This window comes from Paenirhodobacter ferrireducens (assembly GCF_004022265.1).
Classification (GTDB): Bacteria; Pseudomonadota; Alphaproteobacteria; order Rhodobacterales; family Rhodobacteraceae; genus Rhodobacter; species Rhodobacter ferrireducens.
Genome location: NZ_SAVB01000009.1, coordinates 32,560 through 48,528 on the forward strand (window position 1 = coordinate 32,560; position 15,969 = coordinate 48,528).

At 68.4% G+C, this 15,969-nt stretch carries 13 protein-coding genes; 5 read left to right on the forward strand and 8 right to left on the reverse strand.

The window, feature by feature from the left end; translation table 11 throughout:
• Nucleotides 1-28: 28 nt before the first annotated feature.
• The 5 genes from EOW65_RS08525 to EOW65_RS08545 all read left to right on the forward strand — a co-directional run bounded on the left by EOW65_RS08525 (nucleotide 29) and on the right by EOW65_RS08545 (nucleotide 6,856).
• Nucleotides 29-1,813: an ATP-binding protein gene (locus tag EOW65_RS08525; protein ID WP_240664588.1), complete on the forward strand. Its 1,785-nt coding sequence runs from the start codon at nucleotides 29-31 to the stop codon at nucleotides 1,811-1,813.
• Nucleotides 1,810-3,129, forward strand: coding sequence for a sigma-54-dependent transcriptional regulator (locus tag EOW65_RS08530; RefSeq protein ID WP_128148540.1), 1,320 nt, complete (start codon nucleotides 1,810-1,812; stop codon nucleotides 3,127-3,129). Before EOW65_RS08525 ends, EOW65_RS08530 begins: the two co-directional genes overlap by 4 nt.
• 212 nt (nucleotides 3,130-3,341) lie before the next feature.
• The gene (locus tag EOW65_RS08535) at nucleotides 3,342-4,292 is read left to right on the forward strand and encodes a TAXI family TRAP transporter solute-binding subunit (RefSeq protein WP_128148541.1); all 951 of its coding nucleotides are present in this window, start codon (nucleotides 3,342-3,344) and stop codon (nucleotides 4,290-4,292) included.
• Nucleotides 4,293-4,385: 93 nt separating this feature from the next.
• Nucleotides 4,386-6,488, forward strand: a complete 2,103-nt coding sequence (locus tag EOW65_RS08540) for a TRAP transporter permease (RefSeq protein WP_128148542.1) — start codon at nucleotides 4,386-4,388, stop codon at nucleotides 6,486-6,488.
• Complete coding sequence (locus EOW65_RS08545; protein WP_128148543.1) at nucleotides 6,485-6,856, forward strand: DUF1850 domain-containing protein; 372 nt, start codon at nucleotides 6,485-6,487, stop codon at nucleotides 6,854-6,856. Before EOW65_RS08540 ends, EOW65_RS08545 begins: the two co-directional genes overlap by 4 nt.
• A 3-nt stretch (nucleotides 6,857-6,859) precedes the next feature.
• On the opposite strand, the gene EOW65_RS08550 is transcribed toward EOW65_RS08545, so the two are convergent.
• The 8 genes from EOW65_RS08550 to EOW65_RS08585 all read right to left on the reverse strand — a co-directional run bounded on the left by EOW65_RS08550 (nucleotide 6,860) and on the right by EOW65_RS08585 (nucleotide 15,929).
• Nucleotides 6,860-8,707: an FUSC family protein gene (locus tag EOW65_RS08550; protein WP_128148544.1), complete on the reverse strand. Its 1,848-nt coding sequence runs from the start codon at nucleotides 8,705-8,707 to the stop codon at nucleotides 6,860-6,862.
• The gene (locus EOW65_RS08555) at nucleotides 8,704-9,168 is read right to left on the reverse strand and encodes a MarR family winged helix-turn-helix transcriptional regulator (protein ID WP_128148545.1); all 465 of its coding nucleotides are present in this window, start codon (nucleotides 9,166-9,168) and stop codon (nucleotides 8,704-8,706) included. The genes EOW65_RS08550 and EOW65_RS08555 overlap by 4 nt, the downstream gene beginning before the upstream one ends.
• Before the next feature lie 132 nt (nucleotides 9,169-9,300).
• A complete protein-coding gene (locus EOW65_RS08560; protein WP_128148546.1) occupies nucleotides 9,301-10,143 on the reverse strand; it encodes a dipeptide ABC transporter ATP-binding protein in 843 nt (280 codons plus the stop codon).
• Nucleotides 10,140-10,979: an ABC transporter ATP-binding protein gene (locus tag EOW65_RS08565; protein WP_128148547.1), complete on the reverse strand. Its 840-nt coding sequence runs from the start codon at nucleotides 10,977-10,979 to the stop codon at nucleotides 10,140-10,142. The genes EOW65_RS08560 and EOW65_RS08565 overlap by 4 nt, the downstream gene beginning before the upstream one ends.
• Before the next feature lie 7 nt (nucleotides 10,980-10,986).
• Entirely contained in the window at nucleotides 10,987-11,841 is an 855-nt protein-coding gene (locus EOW65_RS08570) for an ABC transporter permease subunit (RefSeq protein ID WP_394342742.1), read from the reverse strand.
• A gap of 59 nt (nucleotides 11,842-11,900) precedes the next feature.
• Nucleotides 11,901-12,908 (reverse strand): ABC transporter permease subunit, encoded by a 1,008-nt coding sequence (locus tag EOW65_RS08575; RefSeq protein WP_128148549.1) that lies wholly within the window; start codon nucleotides 12,906-12,908, stop codon nucleotides 11,901-11,903.
• 69 nt (nucleotides 12,909-12,977) lie between these two features.
• On the reverse strand, nucleotides 12,978-14,582 hold the full coding sequence (locus tag EOW65_RS08580) for an ABC transporter substrate-binding protein (protein WP_128148550.1): 1,605 nt from the start codon (nucleotides 14,580-14,582) through the stop codon (nucleotides 12,978-12,980).
• Between the two features lie 171 nt (nucleotides 14,583-14,753).
• Nucleotides 14,754-15,929, reverse strand: coding sequence for a M24 family metallopeptidase (locus EOW65_RS08585; protein ID WP_128148551.1), 1,176 nt, complete (start codon nucleotides 15,927-15,929; stop codon nucleotides 14,754-14,756).
• Nucleotides 15,930-15,969: the final 40 nt, after the last annotated feature.

The window sequence follows — 15,969 nt, forward strand, 5'->3', positions numbered from 1 at the left end:
CTCGGGCCAGAGCGAAGGAGCCCGCCCCGTGATCCGCAGACCGGCCGGAGAAACACAGCACGCCCTGATCGCCGCCGCGGTGGTGGTGACGCTGGCCGCCTCGGGCGGCGCTTTCGTCGCCACCCGCGAGACGGCGCTGGCGGCGCTCGATCAGGAGCTGGCCGACCGGCTGACGGTGACGCGCTATGCCGTCGTCTCCGAGATCGAGCGCTATCGGTATCTGCCCTCGGTCGTCGGGCAGGACGCGCGCATCCTGCGGCTGCTCGATCGCGGCGACGCGCGGGCGGCGGACGAGGCGAACGCCTATCTGCAGACCGTGCGCGACCTGTCGCATGTCGACGAGCTGTTCCTGCTGGATACCTCGGGGCGCACGGTCGCCACCTCGAACTGGAACACGCCCGACAGTTTTCTGGGCCAGGTCTATGCCTTCCGCCCCTATTTCCGCGAGGCGCTGACGCGTGGCGAGGGGCGCTATTACGCGGTCGGCGTGACCACCGGCAAGCCAGGCTATTTCCTGTCCGTGCGGATCGGCTCTGAGGCGCATCCGCTGGGGGTGGCCGTGGTGAAGATCGAGATGACCTCGCTCGAGGCGACCTGGGTGCGGGCGAACGAGGCGGTGGGGCTGGCCGATGGGCTGGGCATCGTCTTCCTCGCCGGGCGGCGCGACTGGCGCTATCGGCCGCTGCATCAACTCTCCGATGCGGCGGTGGCGCAGCTTGTGGCCGAGCGCCGCTATGAGGGGCTCGGCGTGGCGACGAGCGCGCCGCTGGTCGAGGGCGGGCGGCTTGTCGCGGGGGGCGAGCGGCTGCGGCTGGCGGGGCTGGGCCTCGAGCCCGACGGCTGGCAGGTGCTGGCGGCCGCGCCCGAGGCGCCGGCGACCGCCACCGCATGGCTGGTCGCGGCGATGACGGCGCTTGGCGGGGCGCTGCTGTCGGGCGCCGGGCTCTTCTGGCGCCAGCGCCGACAGATCGTGCGGATGCGGCTCGAGCAGGCCGATGTGCTGGAGCGTCGGGTGGCCGAGCGCACCGAGGACCTCGCGCGCGAGGTCGAGGAGCGCCGCCGCGCCGAGGAGGAGTTGCGCCGCACCCATGAAAGCCTTGTGCATGCGGCAAAACTGGCGGTTCTCGGGCGGATGTCCTCGACCATCGTGCATGAGGTGAGCCAGCCGCTCTCGGCGCTCGACAACACCCTTGCTGCGGCCGAGCTGCATCTGGCGGCCGGCGCGCAGGCGAAGGCCGAGAAAAGCCTCGCCTCGGCGCGCGGGCTGTTGCGGCGGATGCAGGAGATGGTGCGCAGTCTCAAGCGTTTCGGCGCCCGCACCCGGCCCGAGCCCGCCGCGCCTGTGAGCGTGGCGGCGGCGCTCGACACCGCGCTCGAGGTGCTGGCGCCGCGGCTGCGCGAACTGGCCGTCCCGGTCATGGCGGATCTGCCCGCCGATCTGCCGCCCGTCGCCGGCAACCCCGGCCAGTTGCAGCAGGTGCTGACCAATCTCGTGCTGAACGCGGCCGAGGCGACGGCGGGGGCAGGGGGCACCGCCCCCGTCACCCTGAGCGCCGAGGTGGGGGGGGGGCGGCTGACCCTGATCCTTGCCGACCGCGGCCCCGGCATCCCCGAGGAGCTGCGCGACAAGGTCTTCGAGCCCTTCTTCACCACCCGCGTCACCGGCGAGGGGCTGGGCCTTGGCCTTGCCATCGTGCGCACGATCCTCGATCACATGGGGGCGGGGTTCAGCTTTCGGGCGCGGCCGGGCGGCGGCACGCTCACCGTGCTCGAGCTGCCGCTCTTCGCGCCCCGGGACGGAGGACAGCCATGACACGCGGCACCATCGCCTTCATCGACGACGAGCCGCGGCTGTGCGAGGCGGCGGCCGACTGGCTCGAGGCCTCGGGCTTTGCCGTCGCCACCTTCACCGACCCGCACAAGGCGCTGGCCGCGATCGACCCGGCGGCGACCGACTGCGTGGTGACCGACCTGCGCATGCCCGGGATCGAGGGGCGCGATGTGCTGCGCCACCTGCGCGCGGCTGACCCCGACCTGCCGGTAATCCTGCTGTCGGGCCATGGCGACGTGCCGGTCGCGGTCGAGGTGATGCGCGAGGGCGCGCATGATTTCATCGAGAAACCCTATGTCGCCGAGCATCTGGTGGCGGCGATCGACCGCGCCGTCGAGCTGCGCCGGATGCGGCGCGAGGTGCGTGCGGCGCGCTGGTCCGAGATCGCCTCGGTGCGGCTGGAATCGCGGCTCGCGGGCGTGTCGCCGGCGATGGCGGCGTGCCGCGAGGCGGTGCGGGTGCTCGCCGATCTGCCGGTCGATCTGCTGATCCGCGGCGAGCCGGGGGTGGGCAAGGAGGAGATCGCGCGGGCGATGCATGACTTCGGCCGCCGCGCCCGCCGCCCCTTCGTGGTGATCGATTGTGCGCCGCGCCCCGAACAGGCCTTCGAGGCCGAGCTTCTGGGCCACGAGCGCGGCTTCGTCGCCGGCACCACCGCGGTGCGGGTCGGCAAGCTCGAGCATGCGAACGGCGGCACCGTCTTCTTCGACGGCATCGAGCGGCTCAGCCCGGCCTTGCAGGCGCGCCTGCTGCGCGTGCTGCAGGAGCGCACGATCGAGCGCATCGGCTCGAACGCGCCGCGCCCCGTCGATATCCGGGTGATCGCCGCGACCCATGCCGAGATGGGGGCCGAGATCGCCGCCGGCCGCTTCCGCGCCGACCTTTACCACCGGCTGACGGCGATCGACCTCGCCGTGCCGCCGCTGCGCGAGCGGCGCGAGGATATCGCGCTCCTTTTCACCCGTTTCGTCGAGGATGCGGCCGAGCGCTTCGGCCGGCCGGTGCCGGTGCTGCTTGATGCCGATCTGCGGCTTCTCGAGGGGCAGGACTGGCCGGGCAACGCGGCCGAGCTGAAGGCGGCGGCCGAGCGCCATGTGCTGGGCCTGCGCCTGCCGGTCGCCGCGCCGATCCCCGAGACCGGCACGCTGCCCGAACGCGTCGCGCGCTTCGAGGCGGAGGCGATCGCCGAGGCGCTGCGGCTGCATGACGGACGCTCTTCGGAGGCGGCGGAAATGCTGGGCATCCCGCGCCGGACGCTGAACGAAAAGATTGCGAAATACGGATTGCGGGCGGATTGATCCGGGCGAAAATCCGCCCGCAGGGTGTGGCTTGGCGAAAATCCGCCCGTTTCGGGGGCGCAGATCACATTTCTGTCCCGAAAAAGTGACGTGAAATCAAGTTTCTGCAGGATCGTAATGAATTCGTTGCAGTCGCGCGAAATTTCTTTGCGCGACGGTTGGGCTCGGTCAGGCTTTCGCCCATCGAAGCCAATGCAAGGGGAGGAAATCGCATGATCGGTTTCAAGGCCAAGGTCTTTTCCGCCGCGATGACGGCAGCCGCGCTGATCGCGCCGGCGGCGCAGGCGGAATTCATCAACATCGCCACCGGCGGCACCTCGGGTGTCTATTATCCGCTCGGCGTGGCGCTGTCGGAGATCTACGGCGAGAACATCTCGGGCGCGCGCACCCAGGTGCAGGCGACCAAGGCCTCGGTCGAGAACCTGAACCTGCTTGGCGCGAAGAAGGCGGAGCTGGCCTTCGCGCTTGGCGACTCGGTCAAGGCGGGCTGGGAAGGCAATGCCGAGGCGGGCTTCCCGAAGCCGCTGACCGACCTGCGCGCGCTCGCCGCGATCTATCCGAACTACATCCAGATCGTCGCCGAGAAGGATTCGGGCATCAAGACGATCTATGACCTGAAGGGCAAGACGCTCTCGGTCGGCGCGCCGGCCTCGGGCACCGAGCTCAACGCGCGCGAGATCTTCAAGGCGGCGGGGATGAGCTATGATGACCTCGGCAAGGTCGAATACCTGCCCTATGCGGAATCGGCCGAGTTGATCAAGAACCGCCAGCTGCAGGCGACGCTGCAATCCTCGGGCCTCGGCGTGGCCTTCATCAAGGACCTCGCCTCGACCCATGACATCACCATCGTCGCGATCCCGAAGGAAGTCGTCGAGAAGATCGGCGCCCCCTACGTGCCGGCGGTGATCCCGGCGGGCACCTATCAGGGCCAGACCGAGGACATCCCGACCGCGGCCGTGGGCAACGTTCTTGTCACCCGCGCGGGCGTCAGCGACGAGACCGCCTATCAGATGACCAAGCTGCTGTTCGAGAACCTGCCGAAGCTCGAGGCGGCGCATTCGGCGGCGAAGAACATCAAGCTGGAGCACGCGGTCGACGGCCTCTCGATCCCGCTGCATCCGGGTGCCGAGCGCTATTACCGCGAAGTCGGTCTGATCAAGTAAACCGGGCAGGACCGGACCCCCGGGCGGCGCGGCCGCCCGGACCTTCGGGCGCCTTTGGCGCCCGCTTTCCCCTTGCCCAGCCGGAGACCCCTGATGTCCGCATCCCAATCCATCCATGACACTGCCCAGCCCGAGCACGAAGAGGCGCTCGAGGGGCTGCCGCCCGGCTTCGGCGAGGGGCTGAGCGGCAAGATCGCGTTCTGGATCGCCTTCGTCTTCTCGCTGTTCCAGCTTTTCGTTGCCGCCTATGGCACCCTGCCGAGCCAGATCCTGCGGGCGCTGCACGTCGGCTTCCTCGTGCTTCTGGGCTGCGTCCTCATCTCGAACCTGGTGATGAAGACGAAGCTCGGCAAGATCTGGTACTGGATCGTCGGCCTCGCGGGCTTCGCGACCGGGATCTACAACTGGATCTTCTACACCGACATCATCCAGCGCACCGGCTACCTGACGACCGCCGACCTTGTCACCGGCACGGTGCTGATCGTCGTCGTCTTCATCGCCTCGCGGCAGCTGATGGGCTGGCCGCTGGCAATCATCGCCTCGCTGTTCCTCGCCTATGCCGCCTTCGGCGAATATGCGCCGGGCGTGTTCCAGACCCGCGGCTATGACTTCGCCCAGCTGGTCGAGAACTTCTCCTTCGGCACCGAAGGGATCTATGGCACGCCGATCTATGTCAGCAGCTCCTACATCTTCATCTTCGTCGTCTTCGCGGCCTTCCTCGAACGGGCGGGGATGCTGAACCTGTTCAACGACTTCGCGCTTGGCCTCGTGGGCCATCTGCGCGGCGGCCCGGCGCAGGTCGCGGTGCTGTCCTCGGCGCTGATGGGCACGATCTCGGGCTCGGGCGTGGCGAACGTCGTGGCCTCGGGCCAGTTCACCATCCCGCTGATGAAGAAATTCGGCTTCCGCTCGGCCTTTGCCGGCGGTGTCGAGGCCACGGCCTCGATGGGCGGGCAGATCATGCCGCCGGTGATGGGCGCCGTCGCCTTCATCATGGCCGAGACGCTGAACGTGCCCTATGCGGATATCGTCAAGGCGGCGATCATTCCGGCGATGCTCTATTTCGGTGTGGTGTTCTGGATGGTCTACCTGGAAGCCGGCCGGATGGGCCTCAAGGGCATGTCGAAGGCCGAACTGCCGAACCCCTGGACCGCGGTGAAGGAGCAATGGCCGCTGGTGCTGCCGCTTGCCGCGCTCGTCTACCTGCTGTTCGCCGGCTATACGCCGATCTTCGCGGGCACCATGGGCCTTGGCCTGGTCGTCGTGCTGATCCTCGGCACGCCGCTGGCCGCGCTGATCGGGCCCACCGCCTTCCGCGTGGTGTTCTGGCTGGCGCTCGGCCTCGGCTGTGCCTCCTTCCTCGAGTTCGGGGTGAAGGCGCTCTTCGCGGTGATCGCGGCGCTCGTCATTGTGACGATCCCGTTCAAGGGCGCGCGGCACACGCTTGCCATCGTGCGCGACGCACTGGCGCAGGGCGCGCGCAATGCGCTGCCCGTCGGCATGGCCTGCGCCATCGTCGGCATCGTCATCGGCACGCTGACGCTGACCGGCATCGCCTCCACCTTCATCGGGGCGATCATCCAGATCGGGCACAACAACCTGTTCCTGTCGCTGGTGCTGACGATGCTCACCTGCCTGGTCCTCGGCATGGGCATCCCGACGATCCCGAACTACATCATCACCTCGTCGCTTGCGGGGCCGGCGCTGCTGGAACTCGGCGTGCCGCTGATCGTCAGCCACATGTTCGTCTTCTACTTCGGCATCATGGCCGACCTGACGCCGCCCGTGGCGCTGGCCTGCTTTGCCGCCGGGCCGATCGCCAAGTCCTCGGGGCTGAAGATTTCACTGCAGGCGATCCGCATGGCGGCGGCGGGCTTCATCGTGCCGTTCATGGCAGTCTTCACCCCCTCGCTGATGCTGCAGGACGGTGGCGCGATGGCGCAGATGCTCGGCTATCCGGTCGAGGTCGTCTATGTCGTGGCGAAGACGGTGATCGCGATCGCGCTCTGGGGCCTTGCGGTGGTGGGCTATCTGCACATGCCGCTGCGCTGGTACGAGCGGGCGCTCGCGTTCGCCGGCGGCGTGTCGCTGATCGTGGCGCTGCCGATCTCGGACGAGATCGGGTTCGGCATCACGGTGCTGGTGGCGGTGCTGCTCTGGCTGCGCGGGCGCAAGGCTGCCCCCGCTGCGGCATGACGCTGTGCATCCTCGCCGGCGGCAAGGCGCTTGCCCTTGCCGTCGGCACCTTCACCCTGAGCTGGACCCATTCGGTCCAGCACACCACCTGGTGGGAACGCTGGGAGGTCACGGGCGCCGGGTTGCGCCCGGTCGAGGCCCGGGTGACGAGCGCCGGGGCGGGCATGGAAGCGCCGCCCGATGCGATCCTCGAACCCGACGGCTGGCACTATTTCCCGAAATTGCCGCTGCAGCGCGAGGTCTTCCTCGCCGCCTCGGGCGCCACGCTCGGCGGCTGGACGCTTTGCGCCGAGGGCACCTGCCGCGAGATCGGCACCACCGAAGGCGCGCCGATCCGGCTCTGGGTCGCGCCCGGCTGCGACGGCTGAGGCTCAGGCCGCGCGGCCGGTGACGGCGGGGGCGGTGATCTGCGCCGCCGCCTCGGCGAAAAGCGCGGCATCCGCCCCGCTCAGCCGCGCGCCAAGCCGGGCCAGCGCCGCGCTGCTGTGCCCGGGATCGGCCGGGAACCGTGCCAGTCGTGCCAGCACCGCCCGCGCGGCCCGTGCCGCGGGCACGCCCGAGGCCCCGATCTCATGCGCGCGCATCGTCGCCTGACCGAGGCCCAGAAGCGCGAGGCCGATCTCCATCGCCTCGCCGCTTGCCCGGGCCGAGCGCCCCGATAGCCGCACCAGCCGCAGCACCCGGTGATAGAGCCGCGCCCGCCACACCTGCCGGTGGCCGAGCGCCTGCGGATCGGCGGCCAGATCGCCAAGGTCGCGCCGCATCATCGCGATCAGCGTCTCCTGCCGGCGCCGCAGGCTGGTCGGATAGACGAAGCGATAGGCCACCATCGCCACCACCGGCCCGGCCAGAACCGCAAGCCCCGCCGCCAGCGAGGCGTTGAGGCTGCCGCTCAGTGGCCAGTGCGGTTGCAGCATCAGCATCAGAACCATGTTGTAGTCGAAGCTTGCCCCCACGGTGCGGCGATGGCCGACGAAGAGCGGCCCGATCAGGATGAAGGGCAGGGTCGACAGGATCATCTGCAGCTCGCTGCCGGCGAGCGGCCAGGCGAGCCAGCGGCAGGCAAGCGCGCCGATCACGCCGAGGATCTGGCCATAGAAGACGTTGCGCATCTGAGCGGAGGGGTTCTCGAAGCTCGAGAACAGCGACAGCATCACCGACAGGCCAAGCAGCATGTAGGCGCCGGCGCTCCAGCCGGTGAGCTGCCAGATCGCGCCGAAGAGCAACAGCCCGCCAAAGGCGCGCAGCCCGGCCTCGCGCGCGCCGATCCAGTCGCGGTGCAGCACGACGGGCAGGGCGGTCTCGGTCGGCGGGGTCTCGGGGCGCAGCCAGCCGTGCAGGGCGGCGGCGAGGGGCGCGAGGGTCTCGGCCAGGTCGGGTCGGCCGGCGCAGGCGCGGGTCAGCGCCTCGGCCGCGGCCTCGGGGGCATCGGCGCGCAGCAACTGCGCCGCGCGCATCAGCTCGGCCGCGACGGCGGCGGGCAGAGTTTCGGCGGTGCGCCGCCACAAGAGCAGCGCCATCGCCGCGATCAGCACCGCCCGCACCGCCCGCACGTCGCGCCGCGAGCGGAACGAGCCCGCGCCATGCGGGTCGAGCCCGTCCTCGATCGCCGACATCTCGGCCAGAAGGGCCGGCGCGCGCTCGTCGCTTGCGGGCGTCGCCGCGGCCTCGAGCAGGTCGGCGACCAGCGCGGCGAGGCGCGCGCGCAGCGCGCCGCGTGCGGCCGGCGGCGCGAAGAAGGCGCCCACCACCATCGCGGTGACGACACCCGTCAGCACCGTCGCGAAGCGGTCCGCGCCAAGGTGCAGCACCTGATCGGGGTGCGCGGCATCGAGCAGCGACACCATCGCCGCGGTATAGCCCGCAAGCACCGTGCCATAGGCGACAAAGCCGCGCTGCAGGTTGCCGATCGCGGTGCACAGCCCGACCCAGAGCGCAAGCCCCAGGACCAGAAGCGCCGGGTGGATCTCCATCGCCAGCACCAGCGCGATGCCGGCGAGCGTGCCGCTGATCGTGCCGGCGACGCGGAAGAAGCCCTTTTCAAGCAGCTGCCCGCGGGTCGGTTGCGCGGCGGCCCAGACCGCCATCGCCGACCATTGCGGATGTTCGAGCCCGAGCGCCCAGCCGATGACGAAGGCGATGCAGGCGGCGACCGCGGTGCGCCCGGCAAAGGCCATGCGGGCGGCATCGAAGCCATAGCGTTCGAGGGTGGCGGTCATTTCGAGGTCTCCCGGTCGAGCATGGCCTCGGTGCGGGCCTTGATCCGTTCCATCGCCTCGAGCATCCGGCCGATCTCGGCCTCCTCGACATCGGCGAGCAGCTCGGTCTCGATCCGGCCAAGCTCGGCGAGGATACGCTCGACCTCGGCGCGGCCGGCCTCGGTCAGCAGCAGCCGGCGGGCGCGGCGGTCGGCGGGGTCGACCTGACGCTCGACGAAACCGCGCTCGGCGAGCAGGTCGATCAGCCGCACGAGGCTCGAGCCGTCAAGCCCCACGCGCGCGGCCAGCTCGGTCTGGCTGATGTCGTCGCCGTGCCGGGCAAGGTTGACGAGCGGCGCCCAGGTGGCGTCGCTGAGCCCGGCCTCGGCCAGGTGCAGGTCGACGACGCGCCGCCAGGCGCGGCCGAGCGAGACGAAGAGATATCCGAAGCGGAGGCGGGGGGAATCGGGCTCGATGCGCATCGGCTGCCTGTGCCTCAAAATGATTTGCATTGCAAACTATTTTGATGGCAAGCGATGTGGTCGGGACCGGAACGGGCAGGGGCCGGGCATCGCTGCCCGGCCCCCTTCGGGGTTCAACCCTGGCCGCAGCCCTCAGCGTGCGGCGAGCAGCGCCTTGCGGCGCTCGACCCGGGCGCGGATCGCGGCGATGTCGGTGACCGGCGTCGCGGCGAAGAGCTGCTGGGTGTAGGGGTGGCGCGGGTTCGAGAAGATCTCGTCGCGCGTGCCCTGTTCCACCACCTCGCCCTTGTGCATCACCATCACGTCGTCGGCGATGTAGCGCACCACCGAGAGGTCGTGGCTGATGAACACATAGGTCAGGCCGAATTCTTCCTGCAGGTCGGCGAGCAGGTTCAGCACCTGTGCCTGCACCGACAGGTCGAGCGCCGAGACCGGCTCGTCGAGCACCAGAAGCGCCGGGTTCAGCATCAGCGCCCGCGCGATCGCGATGCGCTGCCGCTGCCCGCCCGAAAACATGTGCGGGTAGCGATTGAAATGCTCGGGCGCGAGGCCGACCTTGACCAGCATCGCCTCGGCGCGGGCGCGCCGCTCGGCCGCGGGCAGCGTGGTGTTCAGCAGCAAGGGCTCCATCAGCACATCGCCGATCTTCTGGCGCGGGTTGAGGCTGCCATAGGGGTTCTGGAACACCATCTGCACTTTCGAGCGCAGCGCGTGATCGGGCTTGCGCCGCGCGATGTCGACCTCCTCACCGGCGATCTTCAGCGCGCCGCCCGACTGGTGGTCGATGAGCGCGATGATGCGGGCGAGCGTCGACTTGCCGGATCCCGACTCGCCCACGATGGCGAGGGTCTTGCCCTTTTCCACCGCGAAGGAGGCGCCCTTCACCGCGCGCAACGTCCGGGCCTTGCCGAACATGCCGCCCGGGATCAGGTAGTCCTGGGTGAGGGCCACGCCCTCGACGACGATCTCGGTCATTGCACGCCCTCCGCACCGAAGAAGTCCGACACCGTGGGCAGCCGGTCGCCCGTGGCGTTCTCGGGCAGCGCCGAGAGCAGCGCCCGGGTATAGGCGCTTTGCGGCGCCTCGAAGAGGGTGAGCACGTCGGCCTCCTCCATCTTCCGGCCCTTGTACTGCACCACGACCCGGTCGGCGGTTTCCGCCACCACCCCCATGTCATGGGTGATGAGGATCAGCGCCATGCCGTAATCCTCCTGCAGTTTCATCAGGAGGTCGAGGATCTGCTTCTGGATCGTCACGTCGAGCGCGGTGGTCGGCTCGTCGGCGATCAGGAGCCGCGGGTTGGTGGCGATCGCCATCGCGATCATCACGCGCTGGCATTGGCCCCCCGACATCTGGTGCGGATAGGCGTGGATCTTCACCTCGGGTTCCGGGATGCCGACGGCACGGAACAGCTCGAGCGCGCGCTCATGCGCCTCGCGCCGCTTCATCCCGAGATTGAGGCGCAGCACCTCCTCGATCTGGAAGCCGACGCTGAAGGCGGGGTTGAGCGACGCGATCGGCTCCTGGAAGATCATCGTGATCTCGCGGCCGATGACCTGGCGGCGCTCGGCCGGGGTCATGTGCAAGAGGTCGTGGCCGTCGAAGGTCATCTCGTCGGCGGTGACGGTGGCGGTGTCGGGCAGGAGCCCCATCATCGCCAGCATCGAGACCGACTTGCCCGAGCCGGATTCGCCGACGATCGCCAGCACCTCGCGGGCATCGACGCGCACGTCGATGCCGTCGACGGCGGTGAAGCTGCCGGTCGAGGTGGCGAAGCGGACAGTGAGGTTGCGGATGGTCAAGAGTGCCATGGGGACCTCAGCTCTTCTTCAGTTTCGGGTCGAGCGCGTCGCGCAGACCGTCGCCCATCAGGTTGATCGCGAGCACCGAGATCAGGATCGCGAGACCCGGGAAGGTGACGACCCACCAGGCGCGCAGGATGAACTCGCGCGCCTCGGCGAGCATCGTGCCCCATTCCGAGGCGGGCGGCTGCGCGCCCATGCCGAGGAAGCCGAGGGCGGCCGCGTCGAGCACCGCCGAGGAGAAGCTCAGGGTCGCCTGAACGATCAGCGGCGCAAGGCAGTTCGGCAGGATGGTCTTGAACATCAGCCGCATGTTGCCGGCGCCCGCGACGCGCGCGGCGGTGACATATTCGCGTTCCTTCTCGCCCATCACCGCGGCACGGGTGAGGCGGGCGAAATGCGGCTGATAGACGATCGCGATGGCGATCATCGCGTTCAGCAGCCCCGGCCCGAGGATCGCGACCAGCACCAGTGCCAGCAGCAGCGAGGGGAAGGCGAGGATCACGTCCATCACCCGCATGATGACGGTATCGACCCAGCCGCCGAAGAAGCCCGCGACCATGCCGATCACGATGCCGCCGACGAGCGCGATCGAGACCACGACGATGCCGATGAAGAGCGAATACTGTGCGCCGTAGATCAGCCGCGAGAGCATGTCGCGGCCGACCGCATCGGTGCCGAGCAGGAAGTCGGCGCGGCCGCCCTCCTGCCACAGGGGGGGCACCAGAAGCGCATCGCGGTATTGCTGCGTCGGGTCATGCGGCGCGATCACCGCGGCGAAGACCGCGGCGACGACGAGCAGCACGAAGACGATCATCCCCGCGACCGCGCCCTTGTTCTGTTTGAAGTGGAACCAGAAATCCGCAAGCATCCGGCGCCGGATCGCGGCGTCGCTCAGCTTCACGGTCGGGGTGTTGGTGGCGGTCTCGGTCATTTGTGGCGGATCCTCGGGTTGATCAGGCCATAGGTCAGGTCGACGAGCAGGTTCACCAGCATCACGATGGCGGCGATCATCAAGAGGCCCGACTGCACCACCGGATAGTCACGGCGTGAGATTGAATCGATCATCCACTTGCCGATGCCGGGCCAGGAGAAGATCGTCTCGGTCAGGATCGCGCCGGCAAGCAGCACGCCCACCTGCAGCCCGATCGTGGTGATCACCGGGATCATCGCGTTGCGCAGCGCATGCACCATCACCACACGCGAATAGGGCATGCCCTTCGCCTTCGCGGTGCGCACGTAATCCTCGCCCATCACCTCGAGCATCGCCGAGCGGGTCTGCCGCGCGATCACCGCAAGCGGGATCGTGGCCAGCACCACCGAGGGCAGGATCAGGTGACTGAGCGCCGACAGGAACGCGCCCTTCTGCCCCGACAGCAGGCTGTCGATCAGCATGAAGCCCGTGACCTGCGGGAAGAAGAACATCAGCGAGATCCGCCCCGAGACCGGCGTCCATTGCAGGATACCCGAGAACAGGATGATGAGCAGCAGACCCCACCAGAAGATCGGCATCGAGAAGCCGACGAGGGCGGCCGTCATCGACACCTGGTCGAACCAGGAGCCGCGCTTGATCGCGGCCAGAACGCCCACCGGCACGCCGACGAGGGTCGCGATGATGATCGCCACGAGGCCCAGCTCGACGGTGGCGGGGAAGAGGGTCAGGAACTCGCCCAGAACCGGCTTCTTCGTCACCAGCGAATTGCCGAGGTCGCCATGCAGAAGCCGCGTCAGGAAGTCGAAATATTGCGCCCAGACGGGCTTGTCGAAGCCGAGCTGGTGGGCAAGTTCGGCGTGGCGTTCGGGGCTCAGCCCGCGCTCACCGGCCATCAGCAGGACCGGGTCACCGGGCAGCACCCGGACGAAACCGAAAGCGACGATCGTGATCCCGAGGAAGGTCGGGACCAGATACAGCAGCTTGGTGAGAAGGAAGCGTATCATGCATTATATCCTCGACGGGCGCGCAAGGGGTGTGACCCCTGCGCGCCCGCCTGTGTTGTCAGCCGAGGATCACTCGGTGATGTCGACGTTTTCGAAGGTGAAGTCGCCCAGCGGGCTCATCGTGAAGCCGGTCACGTTCTTGCGCATCGGCACGAACTGGGTCGAGTGCGCGAGCGTGTCCCACGGCGCCTGATCCTTGAAGATGACCTGCGCCTGCTCATAGAGCTTGGTGCGCTCGGCCACGTCCGAGGTCTTCTTGGCCTGGGTCAGAAGATCCGAGAACTCCTCGTTGCACCAGAAGGCGCGGTTCGAGCCGCCGGTCTTGGCGCCGGCGCAGGACAGCAGCACCGACAGGAAGTTGTCCGGGTCGCCGTTGTCGCCGGTCCAGCCGAGGATGACGGCGCCGTCGCGGCCCTCTTCCATCGACTTCTTCAGGTATTCGCCCCATTCGTAGGAGACGATCTCGGCCTTGACGCCGACCTTGGCGAGGTCCGCCTGCATCAGCTCGGCGGTGCGGCGCGCGTTCGGCATGTAGGGACGCTGCACCGGCATCGCCCAGATCTTCATCGACAGATCCTTGACGCCGGCGTCGGCGAGCATCTTCTTCGCCGCTTCCGGATCGTAGGCATCATCCGTCACCGCGTCGTTGTACGACCACATGGTCGGCGGGATCGGGTTCTTCGCGACCTGGCCGGCCCCCTGGAACACGGCGTCGATGATCGCCTGCTTGTTGATCGCCATGTTCAGCGCCTTGCGCACTTCGACCTTGTCGAAGGGGGCAACGGTGGTGTTGTAGGCGAGATAGGCAACGTTCAGGCCCGGCAGCTCGTCAAGCTTGAGGTTCGGGTCGGCCTTGATCGTGGCGAGGTCGGCCGGCGCCGGGAACGGCATCAGCTGGCATTCGTTCGCCTTCAGCTTCTGCAGGCGCACCGAGGCGTCGGGCGTGATCGCGAAGACGAGGTCGTCGATCTTCGGCGCCTCGCCCCAGTAGTCGGGGTTCTTCTGGAAGCGGATCACCGCGTCCTTCTGATAGGCGACGAACTTGAACGGGCCGGTGCCGATCGGCTTGTTGTTGAAGTCTTCCTTGGTGCCGGCCTTGGCCAGGGTGTCGGCGTATTCCTGCGACACGATGCGCATGAAGGGCATCGCGAGGTTGGCGATGAAGGGCGCCTCGGGGTGGGTCAGGGTGACCTTGACGGTCAGGTCATCGACCTTCTCGACCGATTTCACCAGATCGGGCATCTCCATCGAGGTGTAATACTCGTAGGTGATGCCGGGGATGTATTCGTGCCACGGGTTCGTCGCATCGCCCTGACGGACGAAGGAGAAGACGACGTCATCGGCGGTCAGCTCGCGGGTGGGCGTGAAGACGTCGTTCGACTGCCACTTCACGCCCTTGCGCAGGTGGAAGGTGTAGACGGTGCCGTCTTCCGAAACGTCCCAGCTCTCGGCGAGCGCGGGCACGACCTCGGTGGTGCCGGACTTGAACTCGACCAGGCCGTTGTAGACCGGGTGCGCCGAGGCGTCGAAGGTGGTGCCGGCGGTGTAGGGCGCCGGGTCGAAGCCCTCGGGCGAGGCTTCCGAGCAGTAGACGAAGGTCTTCGCCAGCGCCGGGGCCGCCGACATCAGCGCAAGCGCCGAGGCGGCCAGAAGGCTGCGGGAGAGGAGTTTCATGGGTGCTTCCTTTCACTCACTGTTGCTAGTGATTCGACATGCCGTTGTGATCCGGCAGTTTTTTCAAGGCGTTGCGGGGATTCTGCCAGTGTCGCAAATTTGACCGCTCGTTCGAAAATCACAATATCGCGTTGCCGGTGCAATGGGCAACCCGACGTCAGTAAAGCCGATTCAGAACGGCGCGTCGAGGGTCATGGCCGGCGGGCAGAACCAGTGCGGGCCATCTTCGCCCATATGCACGATGTCCTCGAGCCGCACGCCGCATTCGCCATAGACGCACAGCATCGGCTCGATCGAGAACACCATCCCCGGGACCAGCGGCGTGGTGTTGCCGCGCACGATGAACGGGTCTTCGTGAATGTCGATGCCGAGCCCGTGGCCGGTGCGGTGCGGCAGGCCCGGGACGGTGTAATCGGGGCCATAGCCATCCGCGGCGAGCGAGGCCCGGGCGGCGGCGTCGACCGCCTCGCAGGGCGTGCCGAGCTTCGCCGCCGCGAAGGCCGCGGCATGGGCGCGCCGCTCGGCGTCCCAGATCGCGCGCTGGCGGGGCGTGGGCGTGCCGAAGACATAGGTGCGGGTGATGTCCGAGCGATAGCCGTCGTTCAGGATGCCGCCGAGGTCGACCAGAACCATGTCACCCTCCTTCAGCACCTGCGGATAGGGCACGCCATGCGGATAGGCCGTCGCCTCGCCGAACTGCACCGCGACGAAGAGCGGCGCGAGCCCCATCCGGCGGTGCGCCTCATCGACGAAATCGCACAGCTCGGTGGTGGTGAGGCCCGGGCGCAGCAGGTCGTGCACGGTCTTCTGCAGCCGCCAGCTCGCGTCCATCGCGGTCTGGATGATGGCGATTTCGGCCGCCGATTTCACCTGCCGCTGTGCCGCAATCATGGTCTCGGCCGGCACCACCGCACCCGCCATCGCCGCGGTCAGCCGGCCGGCAAAGCGGAAGGGCGTCGCCGGGTCGAGCGCCAGCCCCGCACCGGGGGCGGCCAGCTGACCCAGCCGGGCGCCGATCATCGCGCAGGGGTCTTCGTGTTCCTCCCAGGGCAGGATCTCGCCGCCGATGCGCAGCATCGTCTCGAGCTTCGGCACCTCGAACTGCGGGCTGACATAGATCGGCGCGCCCTCGGCCGGGATCAGCGCGCCATGCACGCGTTCCGACAGCCCGATCGACAGCCCGGTATAATAGCGCAGCGAGGACGAGGCATCGAGCCAGGCGGCCTTCACCCCCTCGGCGCGCAGCCGCGCCTGCAGCCCCGAAAGCCGCGCCGTCAGCTCCGCATCGCCGATCGGCGGCGCGCTGACCTTCTCGAACCCGTCGAGAGCCTTGTCGAAATCATCCATCATCCACGTCCTTCTTCCGGCCGTGGCAGGTGTCCTGACC

Excerpts from the sequence above, each read along its gene's own strand:
- EOW65_RS08575 (WP_128148549.1), bottom strand. The coding sequence starts at position 12,908 with ATGATACGCTTCCTTCTCACCAAGCTGCTGTATCTGGTCCCGACCTTC.
- EOW65_RS08580 (WP_128148550.1), bottom strand. The coding sequence starts at position 14,582 with ATGAAACTCCTCTCCCGCAGCCTTCTGGCCGCCTCGGCGCTTGCGCTG.
- EOW65_RS08535 (WP_128148541.1), top strand. The coding sequence starts at position 3,342 with ATGATCGGTTTCAAGGCCAAGGTCTTTTCCGCCGCGATGACGGCAGCC.
- EOW65_RS08540 (WP_128148542.1), top strand. The coding sequence starts at position 4,386 with ATGTCCGCATCCCAATCCATCCATGACACTGCCCAGCCCGAGCACGAA.
- EOW65_RS08530 (WP_128148540.1), top strand. The coding sequence starts at position 1,810 with ATGACACGCGGCACCATCGCCTTCATCGACGACGAGCCGCGGCTGTGC.
- EOW65_RS08585 (WP_128148551.1), bottom strand. The coding sequence starts at position 15,929 with ATGGATGATTTCGACAAGGCTCTCGACGGGTTCGAGAAGGTCAGCGCG.
- EOW65_RS08555 (WP_128148545.1), bottom strand. The coding sequence starts at position 9,168 with ATGCGCATCGAGCCCGATTCCCCCCGCCTCCGCTTCGGATATCTCTTC.
- EOW65_RS08570 (WP_394342742.1), bottom strand. The coding sequence starts at position 11,841 with ATGCTTGCGGATTTCTGGTTCCACTTCAAACAGAACAAGGGCGCGGTC.
- EOW65_RS08545 (WP_128148543.1), top strand. The coding sequence starts at position 6,485 with ATGACGCTGTGCATCCTCGCCGGCGGCAAGGCGCTTGCCCTTGCCGTC.
- EOW65_RS08560 (WP_128148546.1), bottom strand. The coding sequence starts at position 10,143 with ATGACCGAGATCGTCGTCGAGGGCGTGGCCCTCACCCAGGACTACCTG.
- EOW65_RS08565 (WP_128148547.1), bottom strand. The coding sequence starts at position 10,979 with ATGGCACTCTTGACCATCCGCAACCTCACTGTCCGCTTCGCCACCTCG.
- EOW65_RS08550 (WP_128148544.1), bottom strand. The coding sequence starts at position 8,707 with ATGACCGCCACCCTCGAACGCTATGGCTTCGATGCCGCCCGCATGGCC.